Here is a 464-nt window from a genome sequence, read left to right as displayed (position 1 = left end):
GGATGCTCGGTTTGTCAAGGCGAAGGGAAGCCTGCTGGGCAATCTGGCGACCTTCAAGCGCAGCGACGGCGGCTATGCGCATACGGCGGCGGATGCTGGCAGCAGCGGCCTGGCGACCGAGCAGGCGTTGCTGGCGCTGACGGCATACGAGCTTTACCTGAACGGTAAAGGAACGCTGTACAGCCCGGTCCAGGCCCCGGCGGCAGCCGGTATCGTATTCGCCGACGAGGAGCAAATTTCGGCATGGGCGCTGCCTTCGGTGCATGCAGCCTATGACAAGAAGTGGATGGAAGGCACGGGCGGCGCGAAGGCGGCGTTCGAGCCGAAAGCAGCGATTACCCGGGCGGAGCTTGCGGCTCTGCTCGTCAGATTGACCAGCAATGCGCCTGGCGCAGCCCCGGCGGTTACCGGCTTCGACGACGTAAAGTCCAATTCATGGTATTATGGATATGTGATGAAGGCCA

The 464-nt window shown here is 62.5% G+C and carries 1 protein-coding gene; it reads left to right on the top strand.

Features of this window, described 5'->3' with window-relative positions; translation table 11 throughout:
* Positions 1–464 (top strand): S-layer homology domain-containing protein (locus L692_RS29055; RefSeq protein ID WP_036724001.1); only part of this gene is annotated, 464 nt, incomplete at both ends.

This window comes from Paenibacillus forsythiae T98, assembly GCF_000520735.1.
In the GTDB taxonomy this organism is placed as follows: Bacteria; Bacillota; Bacilli; order Paenibacillales; family Paenibacillaceae; genus Paenibacillus_AQ; species Paenibacillus_AQ forsythiae.
Note: the sequence above shows the minus strand (reverse complement) of the source record. Positions and strands in the feature narration are given on the sequence as shown.